Source organism: Arenibacter palladensis (genome assembly GCF_900129275.1).
Lineage (GTDB): Bacteria > Bacteroidota > Bacteroidia > Flavobacteriales > Flavobacteriaceae > Arenibacter > Arenibacter palladensis.
In genome coordinates this window covers 443,778-463,159 of sequence record NZ_FQUX01000002.1, presented here as the reverse complement: position 1 = coordinate 463,159, position 19,382 = coordinate 443,778, and the positions used below count along the sequence as shown (strand labels likewise).

The following is a 19,382-nucleotide window of genomic DNA, read 5'->3' as shown; positions in this document are numbered from 1 at the left end:
TTAATTTTTTCAGTTCGTTTGTAATACTGATGTTTATCTTCATATTTCAAACGATCTGGTTGTTTATTGATGATTTTGCTGGGAAGGGATTGGATATTTTCATAATTGGAAAATTCCTTTTTTATCTTATGCCCAACCTAATGGAACGGGTTATTCCTTTGACCGTATTGCTATCTTCCATTCTTACCTTTGGTTCCTTTGCGGAGAATTACGAGTTCGCGGCCATGAAGGCCTCGGGTATTTCCTTGCAGAGGGCAATGCTGCCACTGATTGTTTTTGTGACATTTTTGGGTGGGGTTACCTTTTATTTTGCCAATAATATAATTCCTATTTCGGAACAAAAAATATACAATTTAAGAAGGAACATTGCCAAGGTGAAACCTGCGGCCATTATTACCGAAGGTGTTTTTAGTGATTTGGAAGGCACTGAAATGAACATGAAGGTTGACCGTAAATATGGGGAAAATGATCGATTTTTGGAAAATGTCATCATTCACGAAAAATCCAAAACCAAGGTCAATACCACTGTAATCAAGGCCAAATCGGGAGAACTTATCAGCAGTGAGGATTCGGATATTTTACAGTTGGTATTGAAAGACGGGCATTATTACTTGGATGTGTCAACCAAAAATAACAAGGAGAAGAAGAAAAATCCTTTTACCAAGGCCAATTTTAGGACCTATACCATAAACAAGGATCTTTCGGACCTTAACGATGTAGATTTGGATGAGGAGCGGGATGTGAGTACGGATAAGATGAAAAATATTTCGCGTTTAACCAAGGATATAGATTCCCTTAAGGAAGATAACGTAAGGTTGGTAACCGCTTTTTCCAAGAATATTGTGGGTAGAATGGGCGCTTTTGTTCCCATGAAAAAACCCGATTCCGTTGCTCAAATTGCAATTGACAAAAAAAAGAAGGAAATGGATTCTTTGGGTACCAAGATAGATACCGATAGCATATTGGCCCTCTATCCTTCATGGCACCAGACACAGATTTTAAGTTCTGCCAAAAGCGCCACATCCAATATTATAACAAGTATTCAGGGAAAGAAAAATGAGCTTCAAATAAAATATAAGATTTATCGTCTTCACATTTTATCGCTACACAAAAAATATGCATTGGCATTATCCTGTATTATTTTGTTCTTTGTTGGTGCTCCATTGGGTGCCATTATAAGAAAGGGCGGTTTGGGTTTGCCTATGGTTATCGCAATAATACTATTCCTAACATACTATTTTATTGGAGTATTTGCCGGAAATTATGCCAAGGAGGGGAATATTAATCCTATTATTGGAGCATGGCTATCTACATTTATAATGTTACCTTTAGGTGTTTTCCTTACTAGAAGGGCAACGGCGGACAAAGGATTAATGTCCTTTGGGAGTATTTTGGATTATTTTAAAGGCGTATTTAAGAAGAAAGATAAAATTGCAGTGACATGACAACAAAAGTTGAAAAGACAATTACGCTAAATACCATTGAGGAAGCTATTGAAGATATAAGGCAAGGCAAGGTAATTATTGTAGTGGATGATGAAAATAGGGAAAATGAAGGGGATTTCTTGGCGGCTGCTGAATTGGCCACTCCAGAATTGATCAACTTTATGGCTACCCATGGCAGGGGACTTATCTGTGCCCCACTCACCGAAGGTAGGTGTAAGGAATTGGGTCTGCACATGATGGTACACAACAATACCGATCCTATGGAAACAGCATTTACTGTTTCTGTAGATTTAAGGGGCCATGGTGTTACCACGGGTATATCCGCTGCAGATCGTGCTAGTACCGTTAAGGCATTGACAGATGCAAATATAAAGGCCCATGATTTGGGAAGACCTGGACATATATTTCCCCTTGTTGCCAAAGAAGGCGGTGTACTAAGAAGAACCGGACATACCGAAGCCGCCATTGATTTTGCCCGTTTGGCCGGATTAAAACCTGCGGGAGTCATCGTTGAGATTATGAACGAGGATGGATCTATGGCGAGGTTGCCACAATTGGTAAAAGTAGCCAAGACATTTGATCTAAAAATTGTGTCCATAGAAGCCTTGATCGCCTATCGAATGGAACATGATAGCCTGATCCGTAAAATGGAGGATTTTAATATTGTTACCAGATTTGGCGAATTTAGACTTAGGGCGTACCAACAGACCACCAATAATCAGGTACATTTGGCATTGACCAAAGGGACTTGGAAAAAAAATGAAAAGGTCCTGACAAGAATTAATTCTACCTTGATCAACAATGACATTTTAGGTACCCTAACCAACAATCCGGACAAAAAATTGGAGGATATGTTCAATGCCATCAACGAAGAAGGCAAAGGGGCAATAGTTTTTATAAATCAGGAAACCGAATCCTTGAATCTTTTGGGCAGATTGGGCGAACTGAAGGAATTACAAAAACAAGGGATATACAAGGCTCCCAAGGTGGATATGGACGCCAAGGACTTTGGCGTTGGGGCACAAATTTTACACGATTTGGATATCGCCAAAATTAGATTGCTCAGCAATTCTAGTCACACCAAAAGGGTGGGACTTGTTGGTTATGGACTGGAAATTGTGGAATACGTAAACTATTAGATTGGGTTTAAATTCAGTAGAATTACCAATTAAGGACTGTAAAGTCGTTAAGTTAGGTGTCAATTTCAATCGGAATGTCCAGCGTTATCGCCAATGATGATTGTTAATTAAGGTTTTGTCGATACAGGGCCGTACTTTTAAGAAATTTATTTTTTGTTTTAGCAACGGCTATTTTATCACATTGCTGGGAGGGTATCCGAACTGCTTTTTAAAACAGCGACTGAAATAATAAGGGTCATTAAAACCTACCATAGTAGATACTTCGGAAACATTGTATTTTTTGGTGTTTAAAAATTGAGCTGCTTTTTTTAAACGAATGGTCCTTATAAATTCATTTGGCGCCAGATCTGTTAGTTCCTTTATTTTTCTGTATAATTTGGAGGAACTCATTCCCAATTCCTGGCATAGGTAAGCAGTGCTCAATTCTAGGTTGTCCATATCCCCCTCAATTAATTGAATGAGCTTGTCCATGAACTTTTCGTCTATGGGAGAGTGTGTCAAGGTTGTTGCATCACTTTCCACCTCCCCAGAGAATTTACCTTTCAGGTCCATTCGGGATTGGATGATATTTTCGATCCTGGTTTTTAATAGGGAGGGATCAAATGGTTTTACCAAATATCCATCTGCACCCGAACTATAGCCCCTAATCTTATCGTCATTATCGGATAGTGCCGTTAATAGTATTACAGGTATATGGCTAATGTCTCCATCATTTTTTAGGACTCTACAGAACTCAAGTCCATCCAGTACGGGCATCATTATATCGGCAACGCAAAGCGCAGGTTTTATTTGCCTACATATTTCCAACCCCTTTTCCCCATTTTCGGACTCGAAGACTTTGTAGTAATCCGATAAAAAGTCTACCAAATAATTACGCAATTCCGCATTGTCCTCAATAATGAGTATTCTTTCCTTTAAATGGGCACTTTGGAGAATCTTTTTGCTGGGAATTAAATGGGGTGAATGTTCTATAACCGGACTCTGGCCATACTCGAAAATTTCATTCTCCTCATATGACTCATAATCTATTGGAATCTTTATGGTAAATATACTACCCTTATCGGGCTGACTTTGCACAGCTATGCTGCCTTTGTGAAGTTCAACCAATACCTGAACTAAGGAGAGTCCTATACCAGACCCTGTATTGTTCACTTTGCTGTTGGGAGCCTGATAAAAACGGGTAAATATTTTTTCCTGGCTTTCTAAAGGAATCCCAATACCGTCATCACTTATTTCCACCACCAATTCCGTACTGCCATTTACTGATTGGGTTCCCACGAAAAGGTCAACATGGCCATATTTATGGGTAAACTTTAAGGCATTGGACAATAAATTGTACAGCATTTTATCATACTTGTCACGATCTACGTAACCTTCTATCATTTCACTTTCACAAATAAGGCTAAACTCAATTTTTTTGTCGTCTGCCAACTCCTCAAAAGATCGAAAGGTGTTTCTGGTATGCAATAAAATATCAGTATGGGTAACCTTTAAACTCAATTCGCCGGATTGTGCCCTTCTAAAATCCAACACCTGATTCACTAGGTTCAGCAGTCGGTTGGCATTTTGCAGAATCATGTGGTATCTGCTCAATTGAAACTGGTTGCCACTAGTTTCACCATCTTCAATAAGTTGCTTGGTAGGTCCTAGTATAAGGGTTAAGGGAGTTCTAAGTTCGTGTGAAATATTGGTGAAAAACCTTAATTTTTCGTTACTCAATTTTTCATCACGTTCCCTTTTTACTTTCTCCAATAGCAATTCATGTTTTAATCCAAGTCGTGATTTAATCTGTTTGCGTACCACATAGAATATAAGGGAGAGCAGCAGGATAAAGATGATCAAGGATTGGTAGGTAAGCCAGAACGGCGGAAGAATCTTTATTTGGTAAGATGAGACATCGCTCCAAACCCCGTGACTGTTCATGGCCTTTACCTCAAAGGTATAATCGCCAAAAAACAAATTGGTGTATTGGACAGTTCGTTGTCGTATGTCCACCGTATTCCATCCCTTGTCAAATCCTACTAATCGGTAGCTATACTTGTTGAAGCGTTCACTGGTGTAGGAAGGGCTGGAAAAAGTAAATGAAAAATTCTTGTTCTCATGCTCCAAAACGAGTTCGCGACTTAGGTTTATGCCTGAGGAAAGTATTTGTTGATCGTTTAATATGCCGCCCACTTCCAAATCGGTATTCTGAATTTTGATATTCGTAATCAGGGGAGCCGGTGATATATCATTGTCCTTGATATCGGCCGGTGAAAAGGAGATGATTTCGTTTTTGCCTCCCAAATAGATATGGGAATCATCGGCGTAGTAAAAGCCGGTTAGGCTAAATACGTCCAACCTATTGCCACTATCGGTATAATATATTTTTAGTTCATTGGATTGCGTTTTGTATTGCGCAATACGATTATTGTTCATATTTAGCCAAAGGCTTCCTTTGGTGTCGGAAACTAAATCGGTAATCCAGCTGCTTTTTAATTCCACCGGCTCGGTCACGGGGACAAAATTATCCAAATCGGGATCGTAGTAATCCAGTCCCTTACGTGTCGCTGCCCAAATTTTCCCTGATGGATCAATGGTGATATCGCTAACATTTTCATGAGACAGACCAATGTTTTCGCCTAAATCGGCGTCATAAACATGGGTATTACCACTTACGGTGTCGAAGCGAATAACTCCTGTTTGGGTGGCGAACCAAACAATACCATTATTATCTACTACACATTTATTAATGGGGCGTGAAGGCAACAATATTCCCGTTCCTTTTATAGGGGACATAGTTTCCGTATTGATAATTACCGCCCCTTCTCCATGAGCGCCAACCACCATATTTTTGTTACCTAAATCTGCGAAAGCCAGAATTGGCGACCTATTAAAACCAATGTCCATTACGGATGTTTTTCCAGTACTGTAGTCGTAACGTAAAATATTGCCTTCCCAAAGTCCGCAGTAAAATATGTTGCCATCTATGGTAAAAATACTGGCTATGTCCTTTTGGTTATTGAACAAGGGAATATAATGACCATTATCCGAAATAAAAAGTCCATTATGCCTTGTAGCTACTATGATCTTATTGTCTTTGGTTTTTGCAAAACCACGAATACGGGGCACCTGATTCCCTATGTATTGGGAAATATCCGAGTTGTAATTGAATTGATTATTATAGGGATCATATTTTTCCAAGCCGTCTTCCGTGCCGATCCAAAGCACACCGGAGGCATCAAAATACAGCGCAGCTACCAGATTATCCACCAATGAATCATCATCCGATAATTCCGAGTAATACCATCGATATTCTTGAAGTACAATGTCTTCCAGTTTATCTACTACCAAGATTCCGCCTAAAGTCCCCAGCCAATATTCACCGCTTGGCGCCCTGGCTACCGAAATAAAGTATGGCCCCAATTTGTCCCTGACCTTAGAATCCTTTAAATAGAGATTTTTAAAAGAATCGGTTTGCTGTTCCAATTTATAAAGCCCTCTTCTACTGCCTACAAATATATCCGATTTGTGGTCCTCGTATATAAAATTGACGTAGGGGTTTGTTTCGGTACTCTCCGGCACTTCCAAGGTGTATTCCCTTATTTGCGCAATGTTACCTGTATTGTCCAAGGAAATTTTGGCTATTCCCGCGCTTCCATAACTGGCAAGCCAGATATATCCATTGGAATCTTCAATAATTTCCTTGATGTAGTTATAGCCTTCCAGTTCCACTTTCTTAAAATGCTGGGTTTCGCGATTATAGATGAAAAGGCCTTTATCCCTTGTCCCTACCCATACTTGCTTGTACCTATCCACATGAACGGACCGTATCTCCCCGTCTTGTAAGGCGTTTGGATCATTTATATTAGGAAGGAAGGTTTTGAAGGTGTGGGTATCCGAATTATAAAGAACGAGTCCTTTTCTTGTACCGATCCATAATTGATTGGATTCCCTATCCAATTCCAAGTCGGTAATATCATCGTCCGGGATGGTATTGTTAAGTTCGGAGGAACTGGTATAAGTTTTAAATTCATAACCGTCAAAACGGTTCAATCCGGAAAAAGTACCCAACCACAAAAAGCCCTGATCGTCCTGAATAATATGCCTTACGGAATTATGGGACAGACCATTATGATCATTGTAATGTTCAAACTTTATGGTCTGTGCATGAAGGTTCCATACGGAGACCATAAATGCCAACAGAATTTGAAGTTTGTTTCCCATAATATAATTACTACTATCTTTTAAAAAGCCAATATAAGGAACCTTGGTTGCTATAGTTTAAAAACCTCAAATAAATTAGCCATTTAGTGGACTGGTTTATTTGAGGTGTTTTATGCTGTTCCCGAAAAATCCTAATGTCTTACTTCATCCTTATTATTTCTGGGAATTCTTGGTAGGTACGGATCCCATGGTAAATTCCAAAACCGTCCCTTTTAAAATATTGGAATGACTAATATGATTTTGGTCCGATACCATTCCATTAATTTTTACAGCATTTAAATAAGGCTTATCCGAGGCGGTGCCAGGGGCATTGATGACCAATTCCTTGCCGTTAGCCAAACTTATGGTGATTTTATCAAAAATGGGGCTACCAAATTCGTATATAGGATTGTCTTCTGTACCCCCATTCATTTGAAAAAGTCCTATTTTCATCAATACAGCCAAACTACCCATTAATCCCTGGTCCTCATCCCCATTGTATCCGGTTGCCGGAGACAAACCGCTAAAGGCCCTATCCACTACTTTTCTGGACCAGAACTGCGTTAAATCCGGTCTTTCCAATTTATTAAATACAAAGGCCGTTTGCATGGAAGGCTGATTGCCATAGTTGATAGGTATTTTTCTATATTCGGGATGCAATTCCAAGGCATGCGAATTACCAGAAGTGAATCCTAGTTTTTCCGCCGTTTCGAATTGAAGGTTGAGTTTCTCCACGGCCTTTTCATTTCCTCCCATTAGATTTGCCAGACCACTAAGATCATGGGGTACAAACCAAGTGGCTTGGGCCGAGTTGGATTCTACAAAGCCGTGCTGATGTTCGTACGGATCGAAGTTTTGCTTCCATACACCATCTACATCTTTTGGTCTCATCCAACCTACGTTCGTATCAAATACATTTTTGTAATTTAAGGAACGATTCATGAAATAGTTGTAATCTTCTTCATTTCCTATTTTTTTAGCCAATTGTGCCAAGGTCCAATCCTGATAGGCATACTCCATGGTTACCCCTGCACCCTCCTGATGGCCACCAAACTTACCTTCTGGAATGGGATAGGGTACGTAACCATCCCGGATGTAGTATTTTAATCCACCACCAAGGGAGGTATTATGCTCATATCCTGCCCTTTCCATTATTCCCCCTGGCATATGATTTATCTTTAATGCCTCATATATCCCCTCCAAGTTATCCGTAATTATTCCTTTTTGTATGGCGCTGACAATAAATGGTGTGGATGAGGCCCCGGTCATTACATAGGTATAATTGCCACCTGAAGGCCCACGGGGAACCAATCCCCCGTCCTTTTGGTACTGTAATAAGGATTGCACAAAATCTTCCATAATTTCGGGATAGACCAAGCCCCAAAGTGTGTTTATGGTCCATTGGGCACCCCAGAAGGAATCGGAATTATAGTGGTTGAATTTAGGTTTTCCGGCTGCATCCAAAGGTATTTGACCTATTCGGAAATTCTCCCCTGTATTATCGGGATATGCCCCATTATAATCACTTATGACCCTTCTACCTTGCAAGGCATGCCAGAGGTCCGTATAAAACCTTTTTTGGGAGGTTTCCTTGCCACCCGATATTTTTATTCTACCCAAGGCGTTGTTCCATTCTTCCTTGGATTCCTTTACTATCCTTTCAAAATCCCAATGGGATAGTTCCGCATCTATATTGGCTTTGGCATTTTCTGCAGAAGTATATGAAATACCTACCTTCATTAAAAGCCGGTCAGAGTCATTGCCCAATCCAATCAAATAGTTTCCAGTTTCTTCATCCTTGTTTAGATCTGCTACTTCTTTATCCAAAATAATATGGAAAAATAGTTTTACTGGTTTTGGCCTTCTATGGGTCGGTGCCATGACAAGCTCCCCTGTAAGATTTGTGGCATCTACCTTAATTAGGTTGCCATCTAAATTTTCACAAGGTCCCAGCATCCCGTTAAGGTTGAAAAGAATGGCCGCCTCCTTATTTTTTGGAAAGGCATATTTATGAAAACCAACCCTTTTGGTGCTTGTGAGCTCTACATCAATTCCATATTTTTCCAAAGCTAAAGAATGACAACCTGGCGACACTTTTTCATTGTCATGACTGAATTTGGATTTAAAATCCTTGAATATGGACTGGCTGTTCTCCTCGGATATGGTTACCGGAAGTACGGATAGTCCCGAAAGTTGCCAGGCATGGATATGGCTAAAACCTTGAATGGTATCTACCTTATATCTATATCCGCTTCCCCAGGCTCCGTCCACTTCGGTATCCGGACTTAGATTTACCATGCCGAAAGGGCGACTGGCCGATGAAAAGAAAAACCATCGTGAATTTTCGGTGTCCAATTGCGGATATACCAGGTCGACTGGTGATGCAGCATTTGACCCTATATTTTGCGGAGGGGCTTGTTCTGTTTTACAGGAATAGCAAATTATTGCCGTTAGTAATCCTATAATAAGTCTCGAATAAAACATTTTCATATGTACACTTTTATAATTTAGCCTCTAAGTTTAATTTAATTGCAGTCAGCATATCCATAGTAGGAAAGCCATTATTTGGTCTTCGGATTTGTGGGGAATACCACATGGCCCATTTAGCAATTTTGTCGCCGGTGTTCCTATTTTGATAAATGACCTCTAATTTTTGGTTTATGTCTGGCCAGAGGTCCAAGGCCTGATTTATGTAAATTGTTTTTCCTGTATCCTCATATTGTTTTTTTAACAAGGCCATATCATGTAATGTTACCTCAAACGAGATTAGGTCGTTGTAAAGCAGTGCAGGTAGATAAACGTATGAATAATAGAAATCAGTTTCCAAACCTACTTTATCCAATCCTTTGTTGGCCTCTTCCACGGATTGTTGAATGTAATTCTGTGTTTTCTTTACGTGCTCAAAATCATTTTTGACCCTTTTAAAATCATGTGGTACCGGAGTCTTGCCTGGTCTTTGTATTGGGAAGTCCGATAGGTACGAAATAGCCTCACGTATTTCCCATAAATGCTGTACGTATCCGATCCTTCCTTCTTGTGCTTGGTGTAACAATTTCATGGAGGATATGGCAGATTCACGCTGATTTTCCTTAAAATATCTTTTGGTCCATTCTTTATAGAAATCATTATGATCAAAACTATCTGGATCTTGGCAAACTTCACTATAGGCTTCCAGATTAATTAGGAATGGTCTAAAATTCTGTCCATTCACCAAACAATATTTATCCGCACCGTATTCTTGGAACATATTTTTCATTACCGTCTCAGCGGTTTCCGGATACGGGTTATGTACAGTATGGTTCAACCAAAAACCGGCATGCATATAAGTTCCAAAATTGTAGCCATCGGTAGTATTGGGCAAATGTTCAAAATCGCCAAAACCATCATCCGACCAGGCCACTATCCAATCTTTTGGAGGCCTAAATCCGTCGTTCCACATTTCCATGCCATCGGAATAACAGATCAATACCTTATCTGCATTGGGTTTATATTGATCCACCAATTCGCCAAACACCTTAAACACATCATTGAACACCTCTATTTTGTTCTCGCCACAAGTACTTTCATATTCCCAATCCCAGACTTGGTGCCTAGGCCTTAGAATAAATATGTCTGTCTTTTTAAGAGGAGTTTCCTCCAGATAATACTTCCATGCCTTTACCCACTCTTCTTTATATTCTCTCCAACAAGTAGCCTTTTCCTCAGACATGGGATGAATTTGATATCCCAACGCGAAATCTATCTGTACTTTCATACCTTTAAGGTGGGCATAATTGATCATCTTATCCAGATATTCTATGTCTATTTTATAATCGGGACTAAGCTCTTTATATTCTGGACGTAAAAAAAATTCTGGGCGACCCAACATATCAAAAAACTGGATGGCGTTGTAGCGTAATCTAACGAGAGAGTTTATCATTTGGGTATAACTTTCCCAATCGTACTCCAATAATTTACCTCGGTAATTGGCCAGTTCATCCACATCGTTTTCGAAATAGCATAGAGTGGGAACTTTTGGAGGGGCAATTCTTCGATTTTCAAAACTGACCAAATCCATGGTCGTTTTCTTTAAAGCCTTCTTCCCTGTCCAATATTCAAGAGGGTCAACACCTAAAATTTCTTTGGAATAGTCGTAGACGGCGTACTGAAAACCTTGTACATCCGATCCGGCAAGAACAATGGCCTCTTGATTATTTTTCAATTTAGTTTTGTGCCATATCCCTCCCCTTGGTCCCGGGTTGTCATCAGATAGAACTATGGCTTTCTTATTAACCAAGCTGGCTATAAGGCTATTGGATTGAGGAGTACCCAAAACAAATGTAGGTGTGCCTTTTGGAATATTATCGAAATCGGAAATTATATGGCCTTCCAGTCCAAGTACTTTTGATAGGTCTGACTTTAAATCTTCGGCAGTACTTATTTCTACCTCGTTTGCTTCATTTCCCACCACCAAATAATAATGTTCCGTTTGTGGGCTGGAACAGGATGACAGTATCAGCATCCCTAAAAATAGGCCCCAAATGTTTCTTGGTATTATATGGAAGATTTTGATCATTCGAATTCTGCTGTTAAATATACTATCCCTTATGGAATTGTTGATTGTTTTTTAATAAAAATGGACAGGGATAAACGAACCCCCGTCCATAATTTCAACTAACAACTAATCTAACAACTCTTGGGGAAATTTTAGGTTTAATATTTTGGGTTCTGTACCATGGTTCCTGGAGAAAGCTCAAGTTCTTTAACTGGTATGGGTCTTAACAAGTGCTTTGTAGCATCGAAGGCGCCATGATCCACTACATGTGGATTATACAAATTGATTCTTTCTTCCAACTTACCCATACGTTTTAGGACAGCCCATCTGTTCTCTTCCCCGGCAAGTTCCAATGCGCGCTCGGCCAATATAACATCCAAATCTATGGTTGAATAGTGATCGGCTACACCAGTTGCGCGTTCCCTTACCCGATTTAGGTGAAAAAGGGCCTGTGCAGTATTTCCGGTACCCAAGAATGCTTCAGCGGCCAACAAATGTGTTCCTGCTACCCTGTAAACATAGGTGTCTCTAGCCCCTAACCCCTCTTCTTGAAAGATTTCATCATCAAATTTTTTGAATATTGGAAAGTTTGTTAATATCGGATTCAATTCATATTTATAATTTACGTCACCAACCTCAGCAGGTCTTCCGAATAAATATTGATCGGGCTGATATACCCAGTAGCGATCCAATTTATCAACCAAGTCGGTCATGTCTACTGCTTCTTTAGGGAAATACATAATGGTATCACCTACCGCAATTTCATCCGCCCCGACCGAAAATCCAGGTTCATCCGCATACAGTACCCTATGTACCGTTACATTTTCCCTTGTATCGTTATCCTCGAACAATGAGTAAAAGTAAGGTGTGGGCATTAGATTGTCACCAGACTTGCCATAAAGATTATTTCTACTTATCCCCGGTAATTGTTCCACTCCTATCATAAACAGGGAATGTTTGTTATTACCTCTATCCTGAACAAAGCCTGTATTACCCCATTGGGCAGCAAAAAGTATTTCGGGATTTACCTGATTGTCATAATCAAAAACCTGAGCGAAAGACTGGCTTCTTATATCATAGGAACCTATGGCCTGCACCGCCAAATCGGCAGCTGTTTGAAAATCGTTGCTGCCTGCAAAAGATTTGTAGGCCCTAGTTAAATACACCTCGGCCAATACGTGCTGTGCCGCTCTTTTGGAAATCCTACCTGTTTCTGGGTCTGCTTGCAGGTTTGGAATAGCAGCTTCCAATTCTGAAATTATCAAGGAATAAGTCTCCTCTTCGGTAGATCTGGTATAATCATTTCTGATACTCTGTGGTTCTTCCAGATCTAGTACAACTCCGCCATATTGCTGTGCCAAATAGAAAAACGACATAGCTCTTAGTGCCCTTGCCTGGGCTATACCGTAGGCCTTCTCTCCCAACCTACTCTCACTCCAATCAACCTCAATCTCATATCTATTGATGGCGGTATTCGCCTTTGAAATTACATTGTAATTAGAGTTCCAAAGGCCGTTGGTTTGAGGAGCATTAAATGAATTGTAATCATTTTCCGCGGAAAAGGAAAATATTTCCCCTTTGCTGGTAAAGACATCAGTTCCGGCAAACTGATAACTATGGTTATTGTATACCCCTCTCATTGAGGTATAAAGCCCTATAATTAACTGATCTGCCGTATCCTCCGTTAGAAAATTTTCTGCGGTTATATTGGAATAGACATCTTCCTCAATATACGAATCACAGGCATTCAATAGTACTGAGAAAGCTATTAAAGCTAGGATATGTTTTGTTTTATGTAATATTTTCATGACAATTTATTTAAAATTAGTAAGCCAACTTTAGTCCAAATAATACGGTCTTAACCATATATCCGGCATTATAGGAGTTCTGTAGCCCTGTTTCAGGGTCTGGACCAGCATAATCTGTAAAGGTGAACGGATTTTGTACGTCCAAGGATAAACGCAGACTTGACATTTTTAATTTATCCAATATTTCTTGTGGAAACTGATATCCCAATCCGATATTACCAATTTTCACGAAGTCATAGTTCGTGTAATAATTATCACCTGTAGCTCCGTATTCAAGTGCTGGATTCTTTGAGTCCGGATTGTTCGGAGTCCAGTAGTCCAGATTAACCTTATTGAATTTGGCATCATCGTTCTGCCATGGAACAAAATTGTTGTAAAATTCAGAGTGACCAAAAGAACCTTGCCTGGTATATGCCTGAATAGAGAGATCTAAATTGCCATAGGTAAAAGTATTGGTCATACCACCAATCCAATCAGGCGAAATGGACCCAATAACCTTTTTGTCATTTTCATCCCGGTCGCCGCTGTTGTCCAAGTCCCTATATTTATTCTGACCGGGAAAACTGCCATCATATGCAAAAGCTTCAGCAGCTTCATCCAATTGCCAAATACCTTCTATCTCATAGGAGTAGATAGCATCCACCGGCTGCCCCACCTGTAGAACACCATGATTGCCATAAGGTTCTTTTTCCAGGTCTCCATCGAGCTTCAAAATTTGGTTTTCGTTTTTCGCAAAGTTTAAACTGGTCTTCCATCTAAATTTATCGGTTTGTACGTTCACCGTATTCAAGGTGATCTCTACACCTCTATTCTGAACGGACCCATAGTTGCCAACTGCAGTGGAATAGCCTGTAATGTTAGACAATGTCTTATTCAGAATGGCATCGACCGTTTTTTTGTTGTATACCTCTACACCCAAGCCAATTCTGTTTTTCAGAATACTTAGATCCATACCAATATTCACCTCTTTAGAACGTTCCCATGTAAGGGTGTTGTTGGGCAATCCGTTAACATCTACACCATTGGTGTGTGAATCTCCGAATAAATAATCGGATTCTCCTAAAAAGGCCAAGGAACTATAGGCACTAACAGGACTGTCATTTCCGGATTCACCGTAACTAACCCTGAATTTCAGATTGTTTAACCAACCAGCATCCTGCAAAAAGGCTTCATCACTAGCTTTCCATGCAAATGCAGCAGAGGGGAAAAATGCCCACTCATTGTTTAGCGCAAGTTTAGAAGAACCATCATACCTTCCTGTAAAAGTAAAGAGATATTTATCTAGAATGCTATAGTTTAATCTACCGGCAAAAGATGCTAAGGTCTCTTTGTAATAATTGGTGTTATATGCTCTAGGGTCTAAGCCGGCTCCTGTATTATAAAACGAATAGGCATCCGTATCAAAATCCCTAGTTTCTATGGCACTGAACTCCCTTTGATTGTAATATACCGAAGAAATTAGAGTGGTCTTTAAATTATGCCCTTGAGCTAGGTCAAAATCAAAGTCTACTATATTATCCCAGGTATAGGCCGTATTAAAATAGGCATTGTAGTAAGCTCTTGTCCTACTTGGTTCGTTTCTTGCTGATTTTGTCAACAATCCAAAATGTGAGCCATATCTTTCAGTTTGAATATTAGGTGCAAATTGTGTTTTAAAACTGATCCAATCTGCTGGTTTATAGTTTAAAAATATATTGGCGATAACATCCAAAGTCTTTGTATTGCTCAACCAAGAGCCTTGTGATTCGTAATATGGGTTAAGAAAACGTCCGTCCTGATCATCTGGAAATAGAATTATATTTCCTTCAGGATCGCGAGAGTTAACTGTAGGGGCAAGTCGAAGTGTACTTCTAAACAATTCATTACTACCCGTTTCACGCTCCGATAAGGCCAGATAAGCCTTTAATCCTACCGTAAAAGAATTGGATACTTTTTTAGTTAGGGATGCACTTAAATTATATCTGTCATAACCTTCAATGCCTACTACCCCTTCATTACTTAGGTATCCGATAGACCCATTATAGGTTAATCCGTTGCTACCACCTGACATTCCAAGAGAGTGGCTTGTCTGAATACCTGCATGTCTGTAATCATCGGCCCAATCAGTATAACGGCGATTGGCAACGTTGTCGGCCTCCTCATTGGAAGTCCTGATTTCCCTGGACATGTCAACAGTTAAATTATTGTAATCCTCGACCGTTGGATAAATACCTTGACTTGGATTAAATAACTGTCTCCAGGCGGTACTTCTCAAAACATTGTCCACAAAATTAACATACTCGTCCCCATTGTACATATCAGGCACATTGGTTGCGGTATTTAGACCTACGGTAGCTTCATATGTAAATACCGTTTTGCCCTCAATTCCGTTTTTTGTGGTTATGATGATTACCCCGTTAGCCCCTCGAGCACCATAAATTGCTGTGGCAGAAGCATCCTTTAGAACATCCATTTGTTGTATATCGGAAGGGTTTAGAATATTGATATTCTCAAAAAACACTCCGTCTACCACATACAAAGGTTTGGAAAGGTCGTCATCCAGGTTATCACTTAATCCATCTCGGGTGGCATCATTGTTTTTTATAACCGTATTACCACGGATATCAATAGAAAGTGGTGCACCGGGCTTGTTATTGGTAGTCCTTACGTCTACCCCTGCTACTCTACCCTGGATGGCTTGTCCGAGATCTGTTTTCTTTTGTTCGGTCAAGGTTTCGGTGTCCAATGAGGCAACCGCTCCGGTTAGATCACTCTTTTTCACTGTTCCATACCCAATAACTACTACTTCTTCAAGACCTGTAGCGTCTTCCTCAAGCGTAATGGTGTAGGAGGAAGAACCGTCCAATTTAACTTCCTTGCCTACATATCCTATATAGGATATTACCAACACCGCATTGGTGTTACTTACGGATATGGAAAAATTTCCATCAAAATCCGTTACTACCCCATTAGTGGTGTTTTTTACCACTACATTGGCTCCAGGGAGCGGAACATTTTGTTCATCCAGTACGGTCCCCGTCACAGTGGTTTGTGCCCAGGAAACCGTTGATACGCCCATCAATAAGACAAGCAATAAAGATTTCAGTTTGTTCATATTATATTAGTTTGTTAATTATATAGTGCTAAGCTAATGTTAAGAAAACGTGAAGGGATGGACATATTTCCCAAAAACATGGATAGAATTGTCAAACCCCCGTATAACGGGGTGTTAGACACCTACATATCTTGGGAAATAGATTGCTTTTAGATTAAAAATTGGCGGGTTACGGCTGAAACATAGGTAGCCAACAAGCCTCTTTTTTACATTAATTGGAATTCAAATTGGTATAAGAAGGTAGCTTTTGCAATTAGCTCCCCAATGAATTGCGAGTACTTTAATTTCATTTTAATACAAAAAAATACCTCTAAGCTAAATTGCTTAGAGGTATATTGTATCACTACTTTGTTACGATAAATTATATAATCCAGTCAAAAAAGGTTAAACAGATACTTCAATTGCCATGGACCATCTATCAGGGGCTACAATTTTCTTAGCCAAATATTTCTGAACTGCGTTTTATTTCCATGATCCTGGAGGGATATTACATCCTCTCCATGGGCCGAAGGATAGTTGTGCAGTCCAATATAGTAGGTTATTCCATTAATCACCGTATTGTTCTGGACCAAAACACCATTATGCAATACGGTTATTCTAGCTTTGGCATCCAATCTGCCGTCTTCCTTAAATCGGGGCGCCGTATAAATAATGTCGTAGGTATTCCATTCCAATGGACTTTTCATAGCATTCACCAATGGAGCCTCGTCCTTATAGATACTTGCTGCCTGTCCGTTACGGTAAGTTCTGTTGTTGTAGGAGTCCAAAATTTGAAGTTCGTACCTATTTTGCAAAAACAATCCACTATTGCCCCTACCCTGACTTTCTCCTTCAACCACATCCGGAGCACTAAACTCCAAATGTATTTGACAATCCCCGAATTTCATTTTGGTACTGATACCACCAGATCCGGGCACTACCTCCATATGGTCATTGTCCACAATTTTCCATGGTGCCGGCTTTGTATTGTCTTTTTGACTTGTCCATTGGTCCAAATTCGTACCATCAAACAAAATAATGGCATCAGACGGGGCATCCCCTAATTTTTTTCCTGGCACCACAACTTCAACTTCCGGCTCCCAAATCTCGGTCATTTGTGGTTTCATAGGCATCGGTGATACTTCTGGAGGGGTTCCCCCTTTTTTGTTCTGAGCTGTCATTTGCATGGATAGTGCTGCCACAATGAGGCATAGGAATGGAGTCTTGGTATTCATAATTTTTAGGTATTTTGATATTGGTTTAATAGTTTGTAATAAAAAATTAAATATAGGTATAATGCTTCATTTTATTAGGATAGCTGATCGCTAATGATTTTGGCCATAGTGTTGGCGCGGGCAGCAACTTCATCTTCCGACCAGCCCAACTTGATTAAACAGGATATATTTCTACTTACCCAATGATCGGACTTGGAGAAATCCGAAGCCTCATAATTTGGAAGCCCGTTTTTAATTTCCTTGGAAAAACTACTTACGCCATTCAAATCCTTTAAATGATTCCATTTTCGGTAATAATGCCAGTTATTGTCGAACCAATAAAAGCAGGCATCCACACCATTTTCAGAAAAAGCCTTGATCGTCTTTCTAGCCGTTTCGTCCGTTGGAAGAAAGAAACTGAGAAAGGAATAGTTTTCAACACCGTTTTCAGGAACTTTTCTGAAGCTAACTCCAGGAATTTTTTCCAAAGTTGAACGTATGATGGAATAATTTTTTTTCTGGGTTGCAATAAAATCGTCCAAACGTTCAATTTGAGCAAGGCCTACGGCTGCATGTAATTCGGAAATCCTATAGTTATACCCTAGGATGGGATGGTCCTCCGCTCCCCTATCCTTACCAATATGGTCATGTCCATGATCGGAATATTGGTTGGCACTTTTATAATATTCTGTGCTGTTGGTAATGATGGCTCCACCTTCCCCACAGGTTATGGTTTTAACATAATCGAACGAAAAACATCCCAAATCCCCATAACTTCCCAAGGGTTTGCCTTCATAGCTGCCGCCTATAGCCTGACAGGCATCTTCTAGTAGAATTAGGTTATGTTTGTCACATATACTTTTTAATGCTGCCAAGTCCGCCATGGATCCGCACATATGTACAGGCATCACTACTTTGGTTTTACTGGTAATGGCTTTTTCAACTGCTACGGCATCTAATGTAAGGGTGTCGTCCACATCCACTAGGATGGGAATAGCTCCAACGGAGAGTACTGCTTCAAAGCTTGCCACAAATGTAAATGTCGGCAATATAACCTCATCTCCTGCGCCTACTTTGGCACAGGCCAATGCCACTGTTAAGGCAGCAGTACCGCTGCTCACCAATTGTGCATGGTTTACTAGCATGCGCTTTTGCAAGGCCTGTTCCAATTCCTTGGCTTTCCAATGGCCATTCCTCATGCCATCAAATCCATACCTCATCAATACTCCTGAATCCAAAACGTCATTCACCTGTTTACGTTCCTTATCTCCAAAAAGTTCAAATCCTGGCATATCTTATTCTTAATTATTAGGTTATTAAATCGATTTTTTTTTGATGGAATCAGGGTATATGAATGATGCTTTCATCCAAATCCCTCCGTACTTTTTTTAAGGTAGCGAACATATCGTCTGTGGCCCTATAGCCAACGGGAAGTACCAATACCGATGTAAGTCTTAGTTTATCCAGCCCCAACAACTCGTCATAGGACGTTGGTTGAAAGCCTTCCATGGGGCAGGCATCAATCTCTTCCAGGGCACACACGGTAAGCAGCGTCCCTAATGCCAGATAGGCTTGATTGGTGGCCCATACCCTGACCTCTTCCCTTTCTTTTTTAGAGAAGCTTTCGACCAGTGCACCCTTAAAGGGATCAAGTATTTCATCTGAAGTATTTCTAATTTGCTGTACCCTGGCAAAATAGTCATGGATAAATTTCTGGTCAATTTGCTTTTCAATGCAAATAACAAAAACGTGCGATGCTTGAGCCACCTGCTTTTGACCATAGGAAAACTTTACCAACTCTTTTTGTAGCTCCTTATTTTGAACCACCAATAATTTGATGGGTTGTAACCCGTAGGAAGTGGCCGTTAAGTTAAAGGCTTGCTTTAATTTATCCAGTTTATCCTCTGTCAACATCTTATCGGCATTGAACTTCTTTACAGCATAGCGCCATTCCAATTTCTTGATAATATCCAAAATTTATTTT

At 40.0% G+C, this 19,382-nt stretch carries 10 protein-coding genes; 2 read left to right on the top strand and 8 right to left on the bottom strand.

Annotated features, from left to right (window positions below):
* Positions 1-29: 29 nt before the first annotated feature.
* Positions 30-1,445 (top strand): LptF/LptG family permease, encoded by a 1,416-nt coding sequence (locus BUA60_RS07945; RefSeq protein WP_245802510.1) that lies wholly within the window; start codon positions 30-32, stop codon positions 1,443-1,445.
* Complete coding sequence (gene ribB / locus BUA60_RS07940) at positions 1,442-2,584, top strand: 3,4-dihydroxy-2-butanone-4-phosphate synthase (protein WP_072861219.1); 1,143 nt, start codon at positions 1,442-1,444, stop codon at positions 2,582-2,584. Before BUA60_RS07945 ends, ribB begins: the two co-directional genes overlap by 4 nt.
* A 168-nt stretch (positions 2,585-2,752) precedes the next feature.
* Here ribB and BUA60_RS07935 read toward each other — a convergent pair whose 3' ends face one another.
* The 8 genes from BUA60_RS07935 to BUA60_RS07900 form a co-directional block, all read right to left on the bottom strand.
* Positions 2,753-6,790 carry a hybrid sensor histidine kinase/response regulator transcription factor gene (locus BUA60_RS07935; protein ID WP_072861218.1) on the bottom strand — a complete coding sequence of 1,346 codons (4,038 nt, stop codon included), beginning with the start codon at positions 6,788-6,790 and terminating at the stop codon, positions 2,753-2,755.
* Between the two features lie 153 nt (positions 6,791-6,943).
* Positions 6,944-9,259 carry a GH92 family glycosyl hydrolase gene (locus BUA60_RS07930; protein WP_245802509.1) on the bottom strand — a complete coding sequence of 772 codons (2,316 nt, stop codon included), beginning with the start codon at positions 9,257-9,259 and terminating at the stop codon, positions 6,944-6,946.
* Between the two features lie 10 nt (positions 9,260-9,269).
* Positions 9,270-11,324, bottom strand: coding sequence for a glycosyl hydrolase 115 family protein (locus BUA60_RS07925; protein WP_072861217.1), 2,055 nt, complete (start codon positions 11,322-11,324; stop codon positions 9,270-9,272).
* Between the two features lie 137 nt (positions 11,325-11,461).
* Positions 11,462-13,111, bottom strand: a complete 1,650-nt coding sequence (locus BUA60_RS07920) for a RagB/SusD family nutrient uptake outer membrane protein (RefSeq protein ID WP_072861216.1) — start codon at positions 13,109-13,111, stop codon at positions 11,462-11,464.
* Between the two features lie 16 nt (positions 13,112-13,127).
* On the bottom strand, positions 13,128-16,205 hold the full coding sequence (locus BUA60_RS07915; RefSeq protein ID WP_072861215.1) for a SusC/RagA family TonB-linked outer membrane protein: 3,078 nt from the start codon (positions 16,203-16,205) through the stop codon (positions 13,128-13,130).
* A 425-nt stretch (positions 16,206-16,630) separates the two neighbouring features.
* Complete coding sequence (locus BUA60_RS07910) at positions 16,631-17,419, bottom strand: 3-keto-disaccharide hydrolase (RefSeq protein ID WP_072861214.1); 789 nt, start codon at positions 17,417-17,419, stop codon at positions 16,631-16,633.
* Between the two features lie 74 nt (positions 17,420-17,493).
* Positions 17,494-18,690 carry a DegT/DnrJ/EryC1/StrS family aminotransferase gene (locus BUA60_RS07905; RefSeq protein ID WP_072861213.1) on the bottom strand — a complete coding sequence of 399 codons (1,197 nt, stop codon included), beginning with the start codon at positions 18,688-18,690 and terminating at the stop codon, positions 17,494-17,496.
* A gap of 49 nt (positions 18,691-18,739) precedes the next feature.
* Positions 18,740-19,372: an NAD(P)H-dependent oxidoreductase gene (locus BUA60_RS07900; RefSeq protein ID WP_072861212.1), complete on the bottom strand. Its 633-nt coding sequence runs from the start codon at positions 19,370-19,372 to the stop codon at positions 18,740-18,742.
* Positions 19,373-19,382: the final 10 nt, after the last annotated feature.

Coding starts and splice junctions, on each gene's coding strand:
- BUA60_RS07945 (WP_245802510.1), top strand. CDS start 30: ATGTTTATCTTCATATTTCAAACGATCTGGTTGTTTATTGATGATTTT.
- ribB (WP_072861219.1), top strand. CDS start 1,442: ATGACAACAAAAGTTGAAAAGACAATTACGCTAAATACCATTGAGGAA.
- BUA60_RS07935 (WP_072861218.1), bottom strand. CDS start 6,790: ATGGGAAACAAACTTCAAATTCTGTTGGCATTTATGGTCTCCGTATGG.
- BUA60_RS07930 (WP_245802509.1), bottom strand. CDS start 9,259: ATGAAAATGTTTTATTCGAGACTTATTATAGGATTACTAACGGCAATA.
- BUA60_RS07925 (WP_072861217.1), bottom strand. CDS start 11,324: ATGATCAAAATCTTCCATATAATACCAAGAAACATTTGGGGCCTATTT.
- BUA60_RS07920 (WP_072861216.1), bottom strand. CDS start 13,111: ATGAAAATATTACATAAAACAAAACATATCCTAGCTTTAATAGCTTTC.
- BUA60_RS07915 (WP_072861215.1), bottom strand. CDS start 16,205: ATGAACAAACTGAAATCTTTATTGCTTGTCTTATTGATGGGCGTATCA.
- BUA60_RS07910 (WP_072861214.1), bottom strand. CDS start 17,419: ATGAATACCAAGACTCCATTCCTATGCCTCATTGTGGCAGCACTATCC.
- BUA60_RS07905 (WP_072861213.1), bottom strand. CDS start 18,690: ATGCCAGGATTTGAACTTTTTGGAGATAAGGAACGTAAACAGGTGAAT.